This window comes from Veillonella parvula, assembly GCF_032472435.1.
Classification (GTDB): domain Bacteria; phylum Bacillota; class Negativicutes; order Veillonellales; family Veillonellaceae; genus Veillonella; species Veillonella parvula_N.
This window is the reverse complement of the sequence record NZ_JAWEGM010000007.1, coordinates 66988-86869: the sequence shown is the minus strand read 5'-3', so window position 1 is coordinate 86869 and position 19882 is coordinate 66988. Positions and strand designations below refer to the sequence as shown.

The 19882-nt window shown below is 39.3% G+C and carries 19 protein-coding genes; 2 read left to right on the top strand and 17 right to left on the bottom strand.

Going from position 1 to position 19882, the window contains the following annotated elements; translation table 11 throughout:
- Positions 1–250: 250 nt before the first annotated feature.
- Genes E7A03_RS09150 through thiT form a run of 3 tightly spaced genes read right to left on the bottom strand, consistent with a single transcriptional unit; the run spans position 251 to position 3114 of the window.
- Positions 251–1486, bottom strand: coding sequence for a molybdopterin molybdotransferase MoeA (locus E7A03_RS09150; RefSeq protein ID WP_195394631.1), 1236 nt, complete (start codon positions 1484–1486; stop codon positions 251–253).
- Positions 1467–2591, bottom strand: a complete 1125-nt coding sequence (gene mobB, locus E7A03_RS09145; protein WP_195394630.1) for a molybdopterin-guanine dinucleotide biosynthesis protein B — start codon at positions 2589–2591, stop codon at positions 1467–1469. Before mobB ends, E7A03_RS09150 begins: the two co-directional genes overlap by 20 nt.
- Positions 2584–3114 carry an energy-coupled thiamine transporter ThiT gene (gene thiT, locus E7A03_RS09140; RefSeq protein WP_105086691.1) on the bottom strand — a complete coding sequence of 177 codons (531 nt, stop codon included), beginning with the start codon at positions 3112–3114 and terminating at the stop codon, positions 2584–2586. Before thiT ends, mobB begins: the two co-directional genes overlap by 8 nt.
- 183 nt (positions 3115–3297) lie before the next feature.
- Between thiT and E7A03_RS09135 the strand changes: the two genes are divergently transcribed.
- Positions 3298–4284 (top strand): GMP reductase, encoded by a 987-nt coding sequence (locus E7A03_RS09135; RefSeq protein WP_004696596.1) that lies wholly within the window; start codon positions 3298–3300, stop codon positions 4282–4284.
- A 137-nt stretch (positions 4285–4421) separates the two neighbouring features.
- On the opposite strand, the gene E7A03_RS09130 is transcribed toward E7A03_RS09135, so the two are convergent.
- From E7A03_RS09130 to ilvB, 14 genes are all read right to left on the bottom strand, one after another.
- Positions 4422–5615, bottom strand: a complete 1194-nt coding sequence (locus E7A03_RS09130) for an MFS transporter (protein ID WP_195394629.1) — start codon at positions 5613–5615, stop codon at positions 4422–4424.
- Positions 5616–5789: 174 nt separating this feature from the next.
- Positions 5790–7145, bottom strand: coding sequence for a C4-dicarboxylate transporter DcuC (dcuC, locus tag E7A03_RS09125; RefSeq protein WP_195394628.1), 1356 nt, complete (start codon positions 7143–7145; stop codon positions 5790–5792).
- Positions 7146–7166: 21 nt separating this feature from the next.
- Complete coding sequence (locus E7A03_RS09120; RefSeq protein ID WP_278468251.1) at positions 7167–8345, bottom strand: M20 metallopeptidase family protein; 1179 nt, start codon at positions 8343–8345, stop codon at positions 7167–7169.
- 95 nt (positions 8346–8440) lie between these two features.
- The gene (locus E7A03_RS09115) at positions 8441–8623 is read right to left on the bottom strand and encodes a hypothetical protein (RefSeq protein WP_042977898.1); all 183 of its coding nucleotides are present in this window, start codon (positions 8621–8623) and stop codon (positions 8441–8443) included.
- A 137-nt stretch (positions 8624–8760) separates the two neighbouring features.
- Positions 8761–9948, bottom strand: coding sequence for an aspartate aminotransferase family protein (locus tag E7A03_RS09110; RefSeq protein WP_278468255.1), 1188 nt, complete (start codon positions 9946–9948; stop codon positions 8761–8763).
- Positions 9949–10033: 85 nt separating this feature from the next.
- Positions 10034–10891, bottom strand: coding sequence for an acetylglutamate kinase (gene argB / locus E7A03_RS09105; RefSeq protein ID WP_278468258.1), 858 nt, complete (start codon positions 10889–10891; stop codon positions 10034–10036).
- Between the two features lie 10 nt (positions 10892–10901).
- Positions 10902–11852 carry an N-acetyl-gamma-glutamyl-phosphate reductase gene (gene argC / locus E7A03_RS09100; RefSeq protein WP_227037122.1) on the bottom strand — a complete coding sequence of 317 codons (951 nt, stop codon included), beginning with the start codon at positions 11850–11852 and terminating at the stop codon, positions 10902–10904.
- Between the two features lie 110 nt (positions 11853–11962).
- Entirely contained in the window at positions 11963–12973 is a 1011-nt protein-coding gene (gene argF, locus E7A03_RS09095; RefSeq protein WP_391595541.1) for an ornithine carbamoyltransferase, read from the bottom strand.
- A gap of 31 nt (positions 12974–13004) precedes the next feature.
- Positions 13005–14189: a M20 metallopeptidase family protein gene (locus tag E7A03_RS09090; RefSeq protein ID WP_004696614.1), complete on the bottom strand. Its 1185-nt coding sequence runs from the start codon at positions 14187–14189 to the stop codon at positions 13005–13007.
- A gap of 217 nt (positions 14190–14406) precedes the next feature.
- Positions 14407–15729: a fibronectin type III domain-containing protein gene (locus E7A03_RS09085; protein ID WP_004696616.1), complete on the bottom strand. Its 1323-nt coding sequence runs from the start codon at positions 15727–15729 to the stop codon at positions 14407–14409.
- A 92-nt stretch (positions 15730–15821) separates the two neighbouring features.
- The gene (locus E7A03_RS09080) at positions 15822–16280 is read right to left on the bottom strand and encodes a hypothetical protein (RefSeq protein ID WP_021148404.1); all 459 of its coding nucleotides are present in this window, start codon (positions 16278–16280) and stop codon (positions 15822–15824) included.
- 31 nt (positions 16281–16311) lie between these two features.
- A complete protein-coding gene (locus E7A03_RS09075; RefSeq protein WP_021148405.1) occupies positions 16312–16899 on the bottom strand; it encodes a beta-class carbonic anhydrase in 588 nt (195 codons plus the stop codon).
- Between the two features lie 187 nt (positions 16900–17086).
- Complete coding sequence (gene ilvN / locus E7A03_RS09070) at positions 17087–17599, bottom strand: acetolactate synthase small subunit (RefSeq protein ID WP_042986452.1); 513 nt, start codon at positions 17597–17599, stop codon at positions 17087–17089.
- Positions 17600–17607: 8 nt separating this feature from the next.
- On the bottom strand, positions 17608–19335 hold the full coding sequence (gene ilvB / locus E7A03_RS09065) for a biosynthetic-type acetolactate synthase large subunit (RefSeq protein WP_278604555.1): 1728 nt from the start codon (positions 19333–19335) through the stop codon (positions 17608–17610).
- Positions 19336–19528: 193 nt separating this feature from the next.
- Between ilvB and E7A03_RS09060 the strand changes: the two genes are divergently transcribed.
- Positions 19529–19807, top strand: coding sequence for a hypothetical protein (locus tag E7A03_RS09060; protein WP_004696628.1), 279 nt, complete (start codon positions 19529–19531; stop codon positions 19805–19807).
- Positions 19808–19882 lie beyond the last annotated feature (75 nt).

The following is a 19882-nucleotide window of genomic DNA, read 5'->3' as shown; positions in this document are numbered from 1 at the left end:
GTAGATTGAAATAAAATTTTGTCAAAACTCAATTAATATAATTAAAAGGACTGTCCTTTTGTTGACTTTATTATAAGTTAATTGAGATTTAATTTCAGTACCTATAGCAACAGAATTGAAATAATTTTATATAACAAATAGACGAGACCTCTAGAGAGACCTCGTCTTATTATTATCACTAAATATTACAGATATGTAACATCCTAAATTTTGAAATATTAAACGTCTATAAATATTAATCTCATATAATTTAAATCGCAGGTAGCAGTCCTAATAGATACACATCAAAAGTATCGCCAGGCCGTACCTCATGTACGCCTCTCGGAATACACGCCAAAGCATTAACCGTATATAAGCCTAACATGCTACTACTGTTAAAGTGACGATTAGCCACAAAGCGTGGCGCGCCACCACCGAAGATTACTTTACCTTGTACATAGCGATCAAAAGCATTGCGTTTAAAAATTTCCGAATCCATAACACAGGCCACCACTGGTGTAGTCCAGTTTGCCAAACCTTTATAGCGTTTCAAGGTTGGTGCTACGATTAAATGCCACCCATTAAAGGCAGCCCCTGGATTACCGGACAAACCAAAGATAATCTGACCTTTTGGGGTAACCGCACCATAAGATGCTGCACCCGGTCGCATTTGAATACGGGCATAGATAGATTTTGCTCCTAGTTTTTCATAAATAAGAGGCATCGTATCGAAAAGGCCTACCGACACACCACCAGAACTGATAATAACATCTGCTTCTTCACTAAGCTTCAACACATGGTTGATTTCAGAGTCTAACTCCTCCGGAGCATCACTTACATGATAATGTGTTATCTTATGAAAACCTAAATCCTCCAAGAGCCCACAGATCATAGCTCGATTAGAGTTGTAGATTTTACCAGGTGTTAAACTTTCACCAGGTTCAATAACCTCATGGCCAGAGGTAAGAACTAATACACGAGGCATGGCATTAACAGATATCTCCGTCATACCTAGCCCCGTCAAAATGGTTTGTACTGTAGATGTTACCTCTGTACCACGTGGGATCACAATGGTGCCGGCAACACACTCCTCACCTTGTGGAATAATATGATCACCACAATGATATTTGCCTTGAATCGTAATTGTAGTTTGTGGTTCACCAGTGCCAACCACTTGTTCTTGCATGATGACAGTATCACATGTATCTGGTACCGGTGCACCAGTCATAATACGCACCGCATGACCAACGTCTACGGGATGTTCCCATACAACACCAGCACCAATGATACCGTCAACGATATATTCATTACGACCTTCTTCGTAGGCGATGGCATAACCATCCATAGCAGATTTTGGGAATGCAGGTACGTCTGTGGGTGCAATAATGTCCTCTGCTAACACGTACCCCTTCGCAGCCTTAACATCTATTGTTTCAACTTTATGAACTTGCGTTTGTAAGGCTTCATCCCACAATTGGAGCGCCTTCTCAACAGTAACGACGGCCATTTAAACTCCTCATCATTTCCTGTATGTGACGTACCAATTCAGGTACGTCTTGATCTAACTTACCAATTTCTATCGTCGCCACTCGGTCCATGGAATCCGAGATAAGCTCTTCCGTATGTCCCTCTTGGGTAACCTCTATAATAGGGGCAATCCCTTGAGACCGTGATTCTAGTATAACTATATCTACGGGCATAAACTGTGATATTTCATACAGATTTGATTGTTCTTTTGTACGTATGCGAATCGCTGTTTCAGTAGGCCCTGCAATAGCAACCGCATCAGCCCCAGCTTTATAAGCAAGATCTGTATCTGTTCCCTCATGATCCATCTGAAAGCCATGTTTATCGCTTTTGACAACACCAACGGATAAACCGATTTTTTGTAACTCAGACACAAGACGCGTTACAACAGTTGTCTTACCTGTTTTACGTTTTGATGCGACCACACTAATTAAAGGTACACGGCGAAATTCATTTTCCGCCAAAGCTCGCGCCCATTGATAATCTTCAAAGCGATTAATATTACTTAATTCCCAGCTATAGTCAGTAGCATCAATGGACTCAACATGCCCAATGACGTCAAGAGCATGATGCAAGGATACATTTTCGCCAACAAGAATAGATTGAATTAAGGACGCAATATATGGCCTATAAATACCGGCCATCGGCTCAGATTTACCACTTTCACTATATGGGACAATGGCATTCCAATCATTATGATCTACTTGATAGAGCCAATCATAATACAAATCCATTTCCATGAATGGCATATCTACTGCCATTACTGCATAAGCAGAACTAGTACCAACCGCTAGAGTGCTATACAGCCCCCCTAAAGGTCCGCATCGCCCAACAGAATCACGAACAATAGAAACCTTATTTTTCTCATCGTTCGATAATGTATCTATAATATGAGTCTGTATAGCAAGTCCTAATTGCTCGTCATCACCAATGGAGATAAGAATATCTTGAACATCTGCATCTAAGCCCTTACGAAGGGCATGAGATATAAGACTTTCACCATTAATCCAAGACAACAAAGCCTTAGGTTGCCCCATTCTAGTGCTGAGTCCTCCAGCCAAAATAATTAAACCTAATTTATCCACGACGTTGTAAACCTCGTTTAACACCTTGGTAGATGAATAGTAAAACTGCAATATTTAAAAGCCCATCTGGTACCATATAGGATGCATTATAAATCATGGAATAAACCCAAGGATTCTGCCCTTGCGGAGCATAGCTAGCAAAGACCACAGCACCGCTCGTAACAGATGCCCCCCAACGCAATACAATACCTACGATGGATCCAGTGATAAGTCCAGAAAGAGAATCTTTAAAGTAACCACAAACGCCAATAGCACCGTAAGCAACCAAGTAGTCTAATACAATACTTAAATAATGAACAGATGATTTAAAGCCTAAAATAAAGTGTAATATACCATATACAACACCTACGAAGATACCTCGTGTTCCGCCCCAACGATATGCGTAAATCATGAGTGGTACCAAAGCTGCCGCCTTAATAGAGCCTCCCTGTGGCATATGAAAAATCGTAATAAATGACAACACTTGAGCAATGGCAATTGCTACGCCAGCTTCAGCAAGCATACGGGTTTTAGACTGTTCCACATTAATCAACCTCCTTTTACCATATATCTATAAATGAATATATTATTTATACAATCTACTTGTATTGTACTACAGTTTATCCCTTATACCAAACAAAATATTCGGAACGTATTGAAAATTTTATGAGTCTCTTGTATAATGGTACAGGTTCAATATGTAATACTCGAAGGAGATATAGAAACTATGATTAATACAACTAACATCTTTGATTATGAAGACGTGCAATTGATTCCTAACAAATGTATTGTCTCCAGTCGTAGCGAATGTGATACACATGTAAAATTAGGTAAACGCACATTCCGCTTGCCAGTAGTACCTGCTAATATGCAAACTATTATCGACGAAGAGTTGGCTGAAAAATTAGCTCGTGAAGGGTATTTCTATATCATGCATCGTTTCCAACCAGAACGTCGTATGGACTTTGTAAAACGCATGCACGACCTTAACCTATATTCTTCTATTTCTATCGGCGTAAAAGCTGAAGAATTTGCTTTAGTTGATGAATTTAAGAAAGCAAACTTAACCCCAGAATATATCACTATTGATATTGCACATGGTCATTCCAATGCGGTCATCGAAATGATTCAATACATAAAAAAGAACTTACCTGAAACCTTCATTATCGCTGGTAATGTAGGCACTCCAGAAGCAGTTCGTGAACTAGAAAATGCTGGTGCTGATGCGACTAAAGTAGGCATCGGTCCTGGTAAAGTATGTATCACAAAATTGAAAACTGGCTTTGGTACTGGTGGCTGGCAATTAGCGGCTGTTCGCTGGTGCGCAAAAGCAGCTACTAAACCTATCATCGCTGACGGCGGTATTCGTGACCATGGCGACATCGCAAAATCCATTCGCTTTGGTGCTACTATGGTTATGATTGGCTCCCTCTTTGCAGGTCACGAGGAATCCCCAGGGGAAGAAAAGATTGTTGACGGCAAAGCTGTAAAAGAATACTTTGGTTCCGCTTCTGAGTTCCAAAAAGGGGAACGCAAAAATGTAGAAGGTAAAAAAATCTTCATCGATTCCAAAGGTTCTATCTTCGATACATTAACTGAAATGGAACAAGATTTACAATCCGCTATTTCTTACGCTGGCGGTACGACTCTACAAGCCATCCGCAAAGTAGACTATGTGCTTGTTAAAAACTCCATCTTCAATGGCGATCGCTAATCTAATCAATATATAATGATAGTTCTAAAAGCCACAGGTTCTAGACCTGTGGCTTTTTAATGCGAGAAATACATAAAATATAAAAATATGAAAAAGGAGCTACGATACGAAAATCGTAGCTCCTTAATTATAGGCTATTAAATTTGTTCTTCACTAAGACCACAGTCTTTACTCATTAAATGGTATGCGTATTTACCAATACCTGCACTTACAACAAGCAATATAGTCAATACGATAAATGCTACTGTAAGACTTGTACCGTGCGCAATGAAACCAATTAAGGCAGGTCCCATCAAAATACCCATATAACCGAGCATTGTGGATGTTGCGACCGCTTGTGTCATAGGAATGACATTTTGTTCCCCCATTGCAGAGAATAGGTTTGGTACTATCATAGCTAATGAAATACCCAATAATAAGTAAGTATACATGGATGCATGACCTGGCAAGAACACGATAAGCCCCATCGCAATAGAGCCAAGTAAGTAGCCACCAACAACAACTTGCTTTGATGTTAAGTGTTTACCTAATCTATTACCAAGCAAACGGCCTATACACATAGTACCATTAAAGAGCATTACACCCATGACAGCCTCTTCAATAACAATCCCTTTATCTTCAAATAAATATAATGCACTCCAATCCCCTACAGCACCTTCTACCAAGTAAGAAACAAAGGACAATAAACCAAAAATAAGAGCGATTGGATGAAAGGACAATGGGCTTTTAGATTTTTTAGTAACCTTTGCATTTGGATCACTACCAAAGGTCAACATAAATTGGCTAACTACAACCATCGCAATAAATAGTACGATGAGAAGTCCCCAAATACTTTGATTAACAGGCAGCGATAAGATTTTTAAAAGCACGAGCAAAACACCGGCACCAGCAAAACCACCTAAGCTCCAGCCACCGTGATAGGCGCCCATTAAATGTTTTTTGCTCACCTTTTCTGTTAGGATAGCTTGTAAATTAGCAGAAGCACCACTAAGGCCTACACCAATACCAAAAAAGAACAGGGCTACTGTTGTTGTAGCAATAGTAGGACACATAGTAACGATGGCAAGAGATACCATACCAATAAAGCTAGCTAACAAAACGACTCTCTTACACCCAAAGCTTTCTACAAGCTTACCTGCTATAGCCATGGATAAACAAGAACCTACACCGAGCAACAAAATCATGGAACCTAATACATCTTCACCAATACTAAGCTTTGCTTTTAAATATGGCACAAAACCAGCCCATAAAGCTGTGTACATACCAGGGATAAAAAATGCCCCAAAAGCACCACGAATATTTGCTGTTGAAATAGAAACTTGATCGTTCATTACATCCTTTCTGGCTTCTAGAACCGTCCGGCGAAGAAAGGCCCTTTTTATCCGCAAAGCACTAAAACTTGTACTTTAACAGGAAACCATTTTAATTACATATGATTTAATATTGGAATATAATAACCCTCTTTACAAAACATGTAAAGAGGGTTTTGTAAATTTAAATTAAAATTAAAAAAGCACCCATATTCCCGCACAACTTGTAAGTAATGCCACAAGAACTGGCACAGCCGTGCGTCTAAGTAAATCTACCGATTTAATATGAGCTACACCAGCTACACCAACCATAACTGGACTAATTGGGCTTAAGAACAAACCAAGGCTAGCTCCATTTTGCATGCCAAGCATAGTGGTAATCGGATCAAGGCTAAGATTAGATACAATATCAGGTACTAGTGGAACTAATGTGAATAATGGTGCTACGTTACTACCTGTAACCATACTAAGTCCTAGCATACCCCCTCCAAGAATAGAGGTAAGTCCAATAGAGTTTAAGGATAGTGTTTGAAGTGTACTAACTAACGAATCAATAAGGCCTAGGCTAACCAAACCTTGCGCAAAGATTTGCCCCCCTATAATAAGAGTCACTGCATAAGAGAACTGATTCCCCATACCTTCAAAGAAAACTGTGGTGCTCTTAAGTACAGTTCTCAGATTTCGATGACGAATTAATTCTGTCATTAGAGCAATGCCAAAGGCAAGCATCATGGCAAGAGTAACATTCATCTTTACACCAGAAAAACCATACTGGCTAAAGCCTAAGATAAAACACAATGGTAATAATGGGAATATCATATATAGCTTGGGACCAATAGGCGCTTTAGGAATGCTTTCAAGATCATTTACATCCATAGGGCCATCAATTCGATCTCGATATCTCTGCCACCAGAAGTGCGCTATGGCAGTCACAATAGCAACTAAGAAATAAATCCTCAACTGATAGCCTACAAAATAGTTTGGCACAGGAATATTTAATACCTTTGCAATCAATAAAGTAGACACCGCCCCAGGTCCTACATCCATAAGGTGTCCCGTAGCAATAACTGCAGCCGCCCCTACAGGACTTACACCTAATCGAACTAAAACAGGATACATTGTGACCATCATGAGGAGAGCAAGACTCAAAGGATTGGGAACACAAATAGCTAATCCCATATTGAGTAAAAACATAAGGGCTAACACAATATATGGTCGATTAAGGCGATATAAAGGGCGGATAAAAGTATCTGCGAGTCGCGTTCCTGCCCCAATATATTCCATATATTTTGCATAGCCTGCACAAGTCATAATCATAAGGCCCAAATTAACTATATTATTAGATGTCGTTATCCTTACGATATCCATGGCATCAAATATAAGAACCCCTGTAGATTGACCATCAACTAATATGGCATCAATCCATTTTCCCTCATAAGCGATGAACATCATGAGGATTCCCATGCCAATCAAAATAGGCTGTGGTTGATAGCGCTTCATCAATAATATGCCTGTTATAGCAATAATAATGAGACATATAACTATATTCATAAGAACCTCTTACATAGAATTTTAGTTATGTTCTTTTAACCACTGAATTGCATATTCAGTATACACCGCAGATGCTGCAGATAATACGGTATCATCCATATTAAATCTATTATTATGATGATCGTATGTAGCTTCTACTTCAGGGTTTTGAATACCAATAAAGGCAAAGCATCCTGATTTATCTTGTAAATACCATGCAAAATCTTCTCCAGGCATTACTTTACGCATCTTAGAAAGCTTGTCCTCACCTAATGTATCAATAACGACACGTTCTGCAAGTTCACTGGATTCAGGATCATTAATAGTAGGAGGCACTTTTTTTATATATTCTAATGTAGCAGTCGCTCCATAGGCTTCTGCAGTGTGTTCCACAATGCGGCGAATAGTATCGACAATGTATTGTTCTTGGTTTGGATCAAAGAAACGAACCGTACCGCCCATGGAAGCTTCCCCAGGAATGACATTCCATTCTGAGCCAGAGTGAATATTGCCAATCGTAACAACGACGGAATCAAGGGCACTCACATTACGAGAAACCACAGTTTGCAAATTCATAACGATGGCACTAGCCACCACGATAGCATCGACCGCTTGGTGTGGCTGCGCACCATGACCTTGTTTGCCTTTTACGTTAATAGTAATTTGGCTACTTGCAGCCATACGAGGACCTTCCTCAACAGACACAAGACCCGCTGGCAAATCGATCCACACATGCCCTCCAAAGATAGCATCTACCTTATCATACCAATCGCCAAACTTAATGAAATCCGGAGCCCCTGCTCCAGTTTCTTCCGCAGGTTGAAATGCTAAATATACATCGCCTTCGATGCGGTCTTTCATAGACATTAGCATCTTTGCCGCACCTAGTAAAATAGCCATATGTCCATCATGACCGCAGGCATGCATTTTACCCTCTACTTCAGATTTATAATCTACTGCATTATGTTCATGAACAGGCAATGCATCGATGTCAGCACGTAACGCAATGGCTTTGCCAGGCTTAGAACCATGAATAATGCCGATTAATCCGATACCACGGTCTGTATCTACATGAACCTCTACGCCCATAGACTCTAGCTCTTTAGCCAAGGTCTTCGTCGTTTCAAACTCTTCATTACTAAGCTCTGGATGTTTATGAAAATATCTACGCCAATCTTGCACGTAGCCTTTATATTGCTCTATTAAATCGCGACTATGCATGATATCGCCTCCTCACTAAATCCCAACATTACTAGGAATAACATGGTAAAAGTAAAAGAAAACGACAGGCAACGCCATGTCGTTTTCTTAGTTTCTTATCGGTTGCGCAATACCGCTTGTACCGCTAAGGATACAATAGCCGTTGCAACTGTCACAGCAGCAGTGATTTTTGCCGTTGTGATAAGTTCTTCTTTTGTAGGTTTTGCTTTTGCCGCAATGTCCAACGTTTTTGCTACCGCTGGAACCAATACTTCATTACGTAAGGATTCTGTATTCATATTTACTCCTCCAATATAGACTATTTCTTCTAGGGTAACACGAATACGGACTAAAGTCTATATAATCATCGGTTTATTTCCATAGTTCAATGTTACATAACTATAGTAAACGATATTTATGAAAGCTAGACGAATTCTTATTTTACGGCTAATTCTTCAATCACTTCCGCTAAAATAGCAATCGCTTTTTCTAGTTGCTCTTGTGGAATATTAAGGGCTGGTAAAAGACGTACCTTATTTTTAGCAGATAAACATACAACACCTTTTTCAATGCATTTCTCTATAACGGTTTTAGCATCAACCGTAGTTTCAATGCCAAGCATGAGTCCCATACCGCTAACACCAATGACACCAGGTTTATCAGTTAAGGTCTCCTTTACGTATTCCCCTTTTGCTTTTACAGAATCGAGAAATTCAGGAGTTAAACGACTAATGATGGTATTACCTGCAGCCGCGCAGATTGGATTACCTCCAAAAGTAGTAGCATGAGCACCAGCATTTAATACATATTGCATCTTTTCATTGAATAAGGTGGCACCCATGGGTAGCCCTCCGGCCAAACCTTTTGCAGTAGATACCACATCTGGTTCGATACCAAATTGTTGGTATGCATATAAGCTGCCAGTCCGACCATTACCAGTTTGTACCTCATCGATGAGTACCAGTTGATCGTGTTCATGCGCATATTTTGTTACCGCTTGGACAAACTCTTTATCTAAGGGCATAACCCCACCTTCACCTTGGATAGGTTCCATCATGATGGCACAAACAGCTGGATTAGCAAGGACTTTCAAAGCCACATCAATATCATTAGCTGGTGTGTGAATAAAGCCTTCCGTAAATGGGAAGAAATGTTGATGGAATACATCTTGTCCTGTAGCAGACAAGGTGGTAATAGTACGACCGTGGAAACTATTGACCAAGGTAACAACTACATGACGACCTTCTCCGTATTTATCATGGCTATATTTACGAGCTGCCTTAATAGCACATTCGTTAGACTCCGCACCAGAGTTAGAGAAAAACACCTTTTTCATCCCCGTTTTCGCGCAGAGCTGTTTCGCTAGTTCAATCTGTGGCAAAGAATAGTATAAATTAGAAATATGATTCAACGCATGAGACTGCTTAGTAACAGCGTCAGTCCACTCATCATCGTCAACACCAAAAGCCGTTACGCCAATACCAGAGCCAAGGTCGATGTACTCTTTACCATCTACGTCCCACAAAAGGGACCCCTTCCCTTTTTGAAAGCATACGTTGAACCGACCATACGTATTGGCTATATATTCTTTATCTTGTTTTTCAAAATCGATTGCATTACTCATTATATCCTCCAAATGTACGGTCATGCCGTCGTCTATCTATGTAAAAGATACCCAATAGATGATTACCCGTATTATGTTTACTATATTAAGCAACAAACATGGTGCCAAGGCCTTCATCGGTTAATAACTCGATAAGAATAGCATGTGGAATTTCACCATTGATGATAAATACCTTTTGTGCCCCAGCTTCTATGGCCTCTAAGCAGCAATCTACCTTTGGAATCATACCGCCTGCAATGACACCATCCACTTTTAACTGAGCGGCCTCGGCCATCGTAATTTTAGAAATTAAAGAATCTGGATCATGCACATCTCGCAGTACACCATCAATATTGGTCATAGCCACCATTGTTTCCGCCTTGAGAGCGCCTGCAATCTTTGCGGCTACGGTATCCGCATTAATATTATATATCTTGCCATCGGCTCCCATGCCGATAGAAGAAATAACTGGAATATAGCCACGGCTAATTACGTCATGGATAATGCTCGTATCAATAGTATCAATATAACCTACGTAACCAAGTTCTTCGTTTTGTTTATGAACTTGAATCATGTTGCCATCTACGCCACAAAGGCCAACAGCTTTGCCACCAAGATCCGTTAAATCCGCCACGAGCCCTTTATTCACCTTACCGGCTAGCACCATTTGTACAACATCCATCGTTGCTTCATCGGTAACACGTAATCCATTAGCAAAATGTGATTCAATTTGCATCGCCTCTAAGGTGCTATTAATAGCTGGACCACCACCATGAACGAGCACAACTTTTACCCCCACTAATCGAAGTAATAGTAAATCCTTCATGACAGATTTCTTTAACTCTTCATCCACCATGGCATTGCCACCGTATTTAACGACAACGTACTGATCTGTGTATTGTTTTATATATGGAACGGCCGCCGTTAAGATATGCGCCCGCATTGCATTTGTTACATCCTTCATAGTTCCCTCTCTAATCTAATACTAAACCAGTATTTTCTGGTAAGCCCAATGCGATATTCATACATTGAACGGCGGCACCTGATGCACCTTTACCTAAATTATCGAAAATGGCATGAACCATAATGCGTTCATCGTTACCAGTGACATTGATTTTCATGCTGTCCGTATTGCTTAATTGATTAGCGTTTAACATACCGCTATTGCTATTTTCAGTAAATGGTGCAACCGTAATAATTGTACTATCTTTGTAAAAGTATTCTAACGTTTGTTGTACCTTATCAATACAAACAGGTTTATGACATAAACGACTATGAATACCTACGGTAACCTCCATTCCAGAGTAGTAATCATCAACAATTGGCATAAAAATTGGAGCTTCACTAAGGCCGCATACATGTTGTACTTCGGGTAAATGTTTATGTTCTTGACCAAGCCCATATTGACGTGGAGCATAAAGGAAATAGTCCTTAGGACTACTTTCATATTGGTCAATCATCTTCTTGCCACCACCGCTATAACCTGTTAAAGATGTAATGGTGAAAGGATAATCCACTGGCACGAGTCCTGCTTTTACAAGAGGAGCTATGCAAGCAATCATACCGCTCGCATGACAGCCAGGATTTGCAATATGTTTTTTAGTTGCAATAGATGTTTTGTAGCTTTCACCAAGTTCTGGGAACCCATATGCCCAACCAGCTGTAGTTCTAAACGCTGTAGAAGTATCAATAACCTTACATGGAAAATCACCAATAGCGGCCATAATTTCCTTAGAGGCCACATCAGGTAAGCAAAGAAATACAAGATCCGCTTTTTTTGCAACCACTTTAATGGCCTCTACATTTTTGCGATCCTCATCAGCAGTCGCTAAGAGCTCTATATCTTTTCGATCGGATAATCGTTCATGAATTCTAAGACCAGTTGTGCCTTCATGACCAACAATAAATACTCTATGGGGTGTCATAATAAACCTCACTTCTCACCTATTGGTGACTCACACCTATTTATATAGCCCTTTATCCAATATAAATAGGAAACAAACTATACAATTCATCACCATTTAGGAGGATGAATTTATTTCAATGGATAATCTCCAAAGGTAGCAACCATAACTGCCTTAATCGTGTGGAGACGATTTTCTGCTTCTTGGAACGCTAAAGAGTTTGAACCTTCGAATACCTCTTCGGTCACCTCAATGCCATTCATGCCAAACCGTTCATAAATATCTTTACCTACTTGTGTTTCTGTGTTGTGGAACGCAGGTAAACAGTGGCAGAACTTCGTGTTCGGATTGCCAGTTAATACCATCATTTCTCCATTTACTTGGAATGGTTTAAAGGTATTGATACGTTCCTCCCACATATCGTAAGTATCACCCATCGTTACCCACACACCAGTGTAAATAACATCTAAGCCTTTAACGCCTTCAGCTACATCATCTGTGCAAGTAATAGTAGCACCCGTTTCTTTAGCCACTTTTAAGCACTCTTCGTAGAATGGACCAGCTGGCCAGTATTGTTTAGGGCCAATGAGTCTGAAATCCATCCCCATTTTAACGGCACCACTCATCAAGGCATTGCACATATTTGATTGACCGTGTCCAACATAAGCAAAGGAAATTTTATTCAACGGTTTATCGATATTTTCTTGTATGGTTAAGAAATTTGCTAATGTTTGTGTAGGATGATCCATATCGGTAAGCCCATTCCAAACTGGCACACCAGAGTATTCCTCCAATGTATCTACGTCCTTTTGGTCAAAGCCTCTAAACTCGATGGCATCATACATGGAACCGAGAACACGAGCCGTGTCCTTTAAGGATTCTTTCTTATTCATTTGAGAACCTGTAGGACCAAGATATGTTGTAAAAGCACCTTGGTCAGCTGCCCCTACCTCAAAAGCACAGCGGGTCCGCGTTGAGTCTTTTTCAAAAATTAGAACAAAGTTTTTACCTTCTAATGTTTTAATTTCCTTACCCGCTTTTTTATCTGCTTTTAATTTAGCTGCTAAATCTAAAAAGTATTTAATTTCCTCTGGTGTATATTGAAGCATTGTTTTAAATGATGTATGTTGTAAACTTTTCATGATAACCTCTTATTTCAAACTATGTGTTTAACTACTTTTCTTGTAAATATTCGGCGGCAATAGCTGCCATCATTGTTATACTAGGTTCGAGGATGCTTTCATCGATGGTGAAAGCTGCATTATGCAAAGCCGGATTGCCTTCAAAGCCAGTGCCTAACCAAAGGAACGCACCTTTGATTTTATGAAGATAGGCGGAGAAGTCTTCTGCTGCCATAGATGGGAACTCAGGATGTACCACTGCGTCTTTACCAAGATATTTCTCTACAATGGATGTGGCATAATCAATGGCCTCTGGATTATTGATAGTTGCACCATGTCCCCTTTTATAATCCAAAGTGCTTTCCGTTTTAAACATCACATCGAGGGCCTGTAAACTTTCACCTAATCGTCGCTCAATATAATCACGTTTCTCTGGTTCATAGGTACGACATGTACCTTCTAGATATACATCGCCACAGCCTACATTGTATCGATCACCGCCATTTATAACACCTATGGTACATACAAGATTTTCCATAGGATTCGTTTCACGAGCTACCATAGACTCCACATTTACAATCCAGTTCGCTGCGGCTACAATAGCATCAACCCCATTGTGAGGCTCCGCACCATGGGTTGATTTGCCCTTAATATGTACAAGGAAGTGATCTGATGCAGCCATCAAATTACCTTTTTTTAGACCTACAGTGCCAACGGGTAATTGTGGCCATACATGAAGTCCATATATTTCATCTACGTCATCAAGGATACCGCTATCTACAATACCTTGTGCTCCTGGGAATAATGCTTCCTCTTCGGAAGGCTGGAATACAAGTTTTACAGTGCCGTGCAATTGATCTTTAATAGACTGTAAAATCGCTGCTGCACCAAGCAAGATTGCCATGTGGCTATCATGACCACAAGCATGCATAACGCCTTCATTTTGTGAAGCAAAGGGCAAGCCTGTTATTTCATGTATGGGTAATGCATCCATATCGGCACGCAATGCAATAACAGGGCCTGTATGAGCACCTTCTATCTTACCGATAACAGCATAATCGGAAACATCGTTTACAAAGGGAATTTCTAGTTCACCAAGCACCTTTTGAATAAATAAAGATGTATTTTTTTCTTCACCCGACAATTCTGGATGACTGTGAATATGTCGACGCCATTCCACAACTTGTTCTTTATATTGGGAGGCATAAGTTTTTATTAAGTCTTGTAATGCATTCATTACTCTATCTCCTTTATACACTATATGCATAATTTATACATATTTAGCGTATTTTTATAATCTATGTACGTATTATAATACTACATTTTATAATAAGCAAGTTTTTATACGTATTTTTCGTATTTTTATTTGTTATATTGTACATTAACTTTACTCATAAATGCTTAATGCTTTTTATTAGACAAAAAAGACACCTCCCAAAGGAGGTGTCTTTCTCTTATTTTTCAATGACTGATTCGTCAAGCTGAGTACCATCAGGTAAAAATGATTTTACAATCAGCTTATTTGGTGTTACGGTCATAGACATATAATTATTCGTTTCAGGCTGAGGTGCTACATATACATCTAAGGGATGTTGCTTCCACTTAGGACGTCGTGCATCACCAGCTATACCTGTAAGGATATATAGTGGACCAGATGGGTCTCGATCAAAGTTTCGTACATGGCCACGGTTGCGGTATGTATGTAAATGAGCAGATAAAACTAAGTCTACATTAAACTCATCGAAGATAGGCATAAATAATACGCCCTCATCATCGAAACCTACATCGCGACTTGCACCTGGTCGGTCAAAGGCATATCGGAATGGATCACGATGCATGAGGACTACAGTCCACTTTTTAGTATTAGCTGCTAAATCTTGACGTAGCCACTGAACCTCTACATCGTACAAATCAGGATGATGAGTATCATGATTATCCTCATGATTACTTTCATACAACATCGTATCTAATACAACGTAATGCACATCGCCAAAATCATAGGAATAATAACGGCGATTAAATATTTCATTCCCATTAGGCGGTACTGCGAAGTAATTCAAATATGCATAAGGCTCGCGCATTTTCCAATCTAATGTATACATCTCATGATTGCCTAAGGTCGTTGCTAACGGCACATTAGCACTCAATGGTCTGATGGAATTCAACCAAGTGCGCCATTGATAGTCTTGTTCCCCATTATCTACAAGGTCCCCCATGCTAATATACAGGGCTGTCCTTGGATTGCGATGTGCGGAATCCTTAACAATCTGCTCCCACGCAGAATAATCACCAGATTGAGAATCTGGATAGATAAGAACATCATACACACTGGAGCCAGCAGTTTCCAACGAATACCAATCACTGCGACGATCATTGCCATAACCAACGCGATATTCGTATTTAGTATTAGGCGTCAAACCAGTTACTGTACCCTCATGGATATAGGTGGTACTGCCATCATCGGTAAAAGCTTTGTCTGTAGCTCTTATCGTTTGAGTCGTATCGGATCCAACAAGACGATACTCTATTACCGCATCAGCTTCGCTGCTATCTGATTGCCACATAATAGTACGACTCATGCTATTATCTTGAGCTACAATTTGCCGAATATAACGACTTTCGGAATCGAGGAGTGGCTTAATTTCTTGTCCACTTACAACGGCGGCAGTTCTAGCTATGCGACTCTGTATGGCATCCTTATGGACATATCCACCTATAATTAATACAGCCAAAACAAAAATGGCTATAATTGTTTTTAACAGTTTACTTTTATTCATATAGTTCCTTTATGTAAATATCTATTAAGTACTAATATGAACACATTATAAAACTTAAACTTAACTTTAAGTCAAATAAGATTTTTCTATACTTATTCAACATCTACGTTTCTATATCTAGCAGAAATAAATCCCAACATATTTAATTGCGGTATATTCCATTCATTAGGTAAATAGATATCACAGGTAAGCTCATCCCCTAAAGAGTTATTGGCTATAAATTGATAGCGACCTAGTTCCTCATTGCTACCTACTCTTTCAATTTGATTTAAAGTAGTGTCACCCCAAAACCGACTAAATTCCTCCCATATAGTTTCCGCATCAACTTGAGATAACTCAACCTGTAATCTATATTTTACGCCAACCTTACAGCGTTTTTTTAAGCCCGTTTCGTCAGCACTACAAACCTTAGTGGAACCTTTATCAAAAGCCCATTCTAGACTATCTAATGATTGAACTTGAGTGGAAATGAGATTTTTAAAATTTGAAAGATCCGTAAGAAAATGTTTACATGCTACCTCAAATGTATCTAATCTATCTATATTGCTCAATTCACAATACCTCTATTAAAGAATTTACCTATTATTTTTCGTAATATTGTTTCATTTGTGTATAGCCATTAACAATGACTTCGATTTCACCCGTTCTAGGATGAAAGATAAGACCATGAATTGGCACGTCTTTAGGAATTAAAGGGTTCATACGCAATTCGTCCACTGTTTCTTCCACATTCTCTGCAGGATGTGTAAAGCCATCAGCCCAGCGTTCCATTTCTTTACGGACCATATGAATCGCTTCTGGTGCAATACCACGAGCCAACATTTTTTCTGTTAGATCTTTTGCTGTAGTTTTTGCCATACCACATTCGTGATGACCAATGATAAAGATTTCGTTAACGCCTAGCTCATAAATACAAACAAGTAAACTACGTACAACGCCATCAAAGGGACCTGTAATACAGTTACCTGCAGTCTTTACGATTTTCGCTTCACCGCGTCCAATATCCATGGAATCTTCTAAGAAGTTAACAAGACGTGTATCCATACATGTAACAATGGCCATCTCGCGACTTGGCATTTTACTACACTTTGTATCTGTATCTACATAACCTGTATTTTGATCTTCTACATATTCTCTATTGTGGGCTAAAATATCATCTAATAAACTCATGATACCTCCTATAGTTAAAGGTCTCGGCATACAACCAAGCTCTCTATATCAATAATGGTCGATATACATATTATATCATATTAAGTTGTACACGCTTTTAACTACAAAAAATAGGCCTATTCAAATACATATATTATATATTTGAATAGACCTAAAACACTTTTAAAGTACACTTAAAATACACACCTTATCTATCAGGTGTGGATAAGGCTTCAATGGCAACGCTACCACCGCGCACGACTTCAATACGGTTCACAAACATATCTTTAAATAAGGCAATCATATCATTATTTTTAGATACAGTTTTTACACATTGAACAAGTACAGATTTACGATTATAATCCACAACTAACAAATCAAAGGTTTGGGCAATGCGGAAAATTTCTTGTTTGTCCGCTTCTTTACAGCTATTGACCTTGATAAATAGTAATTCTTTTTTCGTAATTCGCATGTCAGTAAAGTCGATAACTTTAATAATCTCCACACTGCGATTTAGTTGCTTAATAATTTGTTCGTACGTCAAATCATCACAAGTAAGATCAATAGTCATGCGAGACATGGTAGGGTCTTCAGTTTCCCCTACCGTCAATGTATCAAGATTATAATTTTTGCCTGCAAAGAGGCCTGAAATCTTAGCTAGTACACCGATTTGGTTTTCTACATACGCTGAAATACAGCGTTTTTTCATTTGTACTTCCATAGCCCCTCCTATTTTTTATCCTTCAACAACATATCACTTAAAGACTTACCTGCTGGTACCATTGGCAATACATTGAGTTCTGTAGGAATAATGAACTCAAGTAAGGTTGGTCCATTTTTGAAAGTATCAGCCAATTGGAACCCTTTTTCTATGTCTTCTACTTTAGTAATGCGCATGGCTTTAGCGCCATAAGCTTCTGCCAATTTCACAAAATCGGGTACATATTCAAACTCATCATTGTCGATTATGTCTCGCGTAACAATGGCACTTTCATCCATCATCAAGTTCGTACAAGCGTAACGTTTATCGTAGAATAATTGTTGCCATTGGCGTACATTTCCGAGGAAACCATTATTTAAAATAATTAGCGTCACAGGCAAACGGTAGTGCATAGCAGTGGCAAACTCTTGGATATTCATTTGCACGCCACCATCACCACAGATGGCAAATACACGCTTATCTGGATTTCCCATTTGCGCCCCTAATGCAGCAGGGAAACCATAGCCCATAGTCCCTAAGCCACCAGACGTCAACATTTGATATTGACCTTTCACATCAAGGAACTGGGTAGTCCACAATTGATTTTGACCCACATCGGTTGTAACGATAGGATGTTCATAATGATGATTGATGTACTCGATAACAGTTTGAGGTGTTAACCCCTCTTCGTCAGCTTGAGTGACAGGGCGCTCTGCCTTAAGTTGCTGTAATTGTTTTGGCCAGTCGCCAAGATCGTGAGGTTCAATATATTCTAAGATTTTTTCTATAGCCAATTTAGCATCTGCTACGATTGGAATATCAACCTTAATATTTTTAGAAATAGACGCCGCATCTACATCAATATGGATAATCTTACAATTTTGTGCAAAGGTACTTAGTTTACCAGTAATACGATCATTAAAGCGCGTACCAATAGAAATCATCACGTCACAATCAGTTATGGCTACATTAGGCGCATAGCCACCATGAATCCCTACATTACCAAGATACAATGGATGACGGCTATCAATAGCACCTTTCCCCATCAATGTTGTTACTACAGGAATCCCTGTTTTTTTAACCAACTCCATCATAAGGTCGTTAGCACCACTAATGCTTACCCCACCGCCTAATAGGAATAGAGGCCTTTTAGCTTTACTAATAATAGAACAGGCCTTTTTAACTTGACCTACGTGAACAGTGGTATTTGGTTTGTAACCGCGAATATTAACCTCAGTAGGATACTCATCAGAGCCCATAGCCTTTTGAATATTTTTAGGAATATCCACAACCACAGGACCTGGTCGACCTGTGCGAGCAATATAAAAGGCTTCTTTCAAAATACGACCAAGCTCTTTACGATCACGAACGGTAACAGCATATTTACAGATATTGCGTACAATGCCAACAGTATCTACTTCTTGGAACGCATCATTGCCCATCAGACCCAAGTCAACTTGACCTGTAATACAAACGAGAGGAACACTATCAGAATAAGCAGTAGCAATACCAGTCACAAGATTTGTAGCACCAGGTCCAGAGGTTACCATACAAACCCCTACTTTACCGGTACTACGAGCATATCCATCTGCCGCATGGGCCAATGCTTGCTCATGACGCGGCAAAATCACTTTTACCTTATCTTGCTTATATAATTCATCCATGATATCAATAGTAGCCGCCCCAGGATAGTTAAATAAAAACTCTACCTGCTCCTCTTGAAGGGCTTTTACCAGATACTGTGCGCCTGAAATCATAGGTATCTCCTTATTTATATAATGCATGCATATCGAATTCTCAATATTCACATCTGATATATCTAAAAAAGTTGAATATCTTATATAGATATGTTATACTCAGTAGTGTACCATATGTTGTGGTACATGAATATGTATAAAATCTCAAATTATAGAAATATATGTAGATTCTATTTTGAAAGGACTGAATATCATGAAAGAAATATTAGGTTTCCATTTAAACGGTTGCCCTTATTGCGCTAATGCATTCCGTGCTATCGATGAACTCGTTGCAGAAAATCCTGCATACGCAGATATTCATATCAACTGGGTTGAAGATCAAGATGCTCATGAGCTCTTCAAAACTCACCCATATGAATACTATCCGAACTTATGGTTCGACCTCGACAAACAATACGAGGCACAACCTGGTGAAAGCTATGCCCAAACAAAATCTTTAATCAAAACTGTATTGGACAAAGCACTCGCGTAAAACGCTATATTTACAAATAATAATGCACCCCTAACATATAATCTAATGTTAGGGGTGCATTTTAATATACTGTAA

What these genes read in the sequence shown, in the direction of transcription:
- E7A03_RS09150 (WP_195394631.1), bottom strand. Translation starts at nt 1,486, where the DNA reads ATGGCCGTCGTTACTGTTGAGAAGGCGCTCCAATTGTGGGATGAAGCC.
- E7A03_RS09135 (WP_004696596.1), top strand. Translation starts at nt 3,298, where the DNA reads ATGATTAATACAACTAACATCTTTGATTATGAAGACGTGCAATTGATT.
- E7A03_RS09130 (WP_195394629.1), bottom strand. Translation starts at nt 5,615, where the DNA reads ATGAACGATCAAGTTTCTATTTCAACAGCAAATATTCGTGGTGCTTTT.
- dcuC (WP_195394628.1), bottom strand. Translation starts at nt 7,145, where the DNA reads ATGAATATAGTTATATGTCTCATTATTATTGCTATAACAGGCATATTA.
- E7A03_RS09120 (WP_278468251.1), bottom strand. Translation starts at nt 8,345, where the DNA reads ATGCATAGTCGCGATTTAATAGAGCAATATAAAGGCTACGTGCAAGAT.
- E7A03_RS09115 (WP_042977898.1), bottom strand. Translation starts at nt 8,623, where the DNA reads ATGAATACAGAATCCTTACGTAATGAAGTATTGGTTCCAGCGGTAGCA.
- E7A03_RS09110 (WP_278468255.1), bottom strand. Translation starts at nt 9,948, where the DNA reads ATGAGTAATGCAATCGATTTTGAAAAACAAGATAAAGAATATATAGCC.
- argB (WP_278468258.1), bottom strand. Translation starts at nt 10,891, where the DNA reads ATGAAGGATGTAACAAATGCAATGCGGGCGCATATCTTAACGGCGGCC.
- argC (WP_227037122.1), bottom strand. Translation starts at nt 11,852, where the DNA reads ATGACACCCCATAGAGTATTTATTGTTGGTCATGAAGGCACAACTGGT.
- argF (WP_391595541.1), bottom strand. Translation starts at nt 12,973, where the DNA reads ATGAAAAGTTTACAACATACATCATTTAAAACAATGCTTCAATATACA.
- E7A03_RS09090 (WP_004696614.1), bottom strand. Translation starts at nt 14,189, where the DNA reads ATGAATGCATTACAAGACTTAATAAAAACTTATGCCTCCCAATATAAA.
- E7A03_RS09085 (WP_004696616.1), bottom strand. Translation starts at nt 15,729, where the DNA reads ATGAATAAAAGTAAACTGTTAAAAACAATTATAGCCATTTTTGTTTTG.
- E7A03_RS09075 (WP_021148405.1), bottom strand. Translation starts at nt 16,899, where the DNA reads ATGAGTTTATTAGATGATATTTTAGCCCACAATAGAGAATATGTAGAA.
- ilvN (WP_042986452.1), bottom strand. Translation starts at nt 17,599, where the DNA reads ATGGAAGTACAAATGAAAAAACGCTGTATTTCAGCGTATGTAGAAAAC.
- ilvB (WP_278604555.1), bottom strand. Translation starts at nt 19,335, where the DNA reads ATGATTTCAGGCGCACAGTATCTGGTAAAAGCCCTTCAAGAGGAGCAG.
- E7A03_RS09060 (WP_004696628.1), top strand. Translation starts at nt 19,529, where the DNA reads ATGAAAGAAATATTAGGTTTCCATTTAAACGGTTGCCCTTATTGCGCT.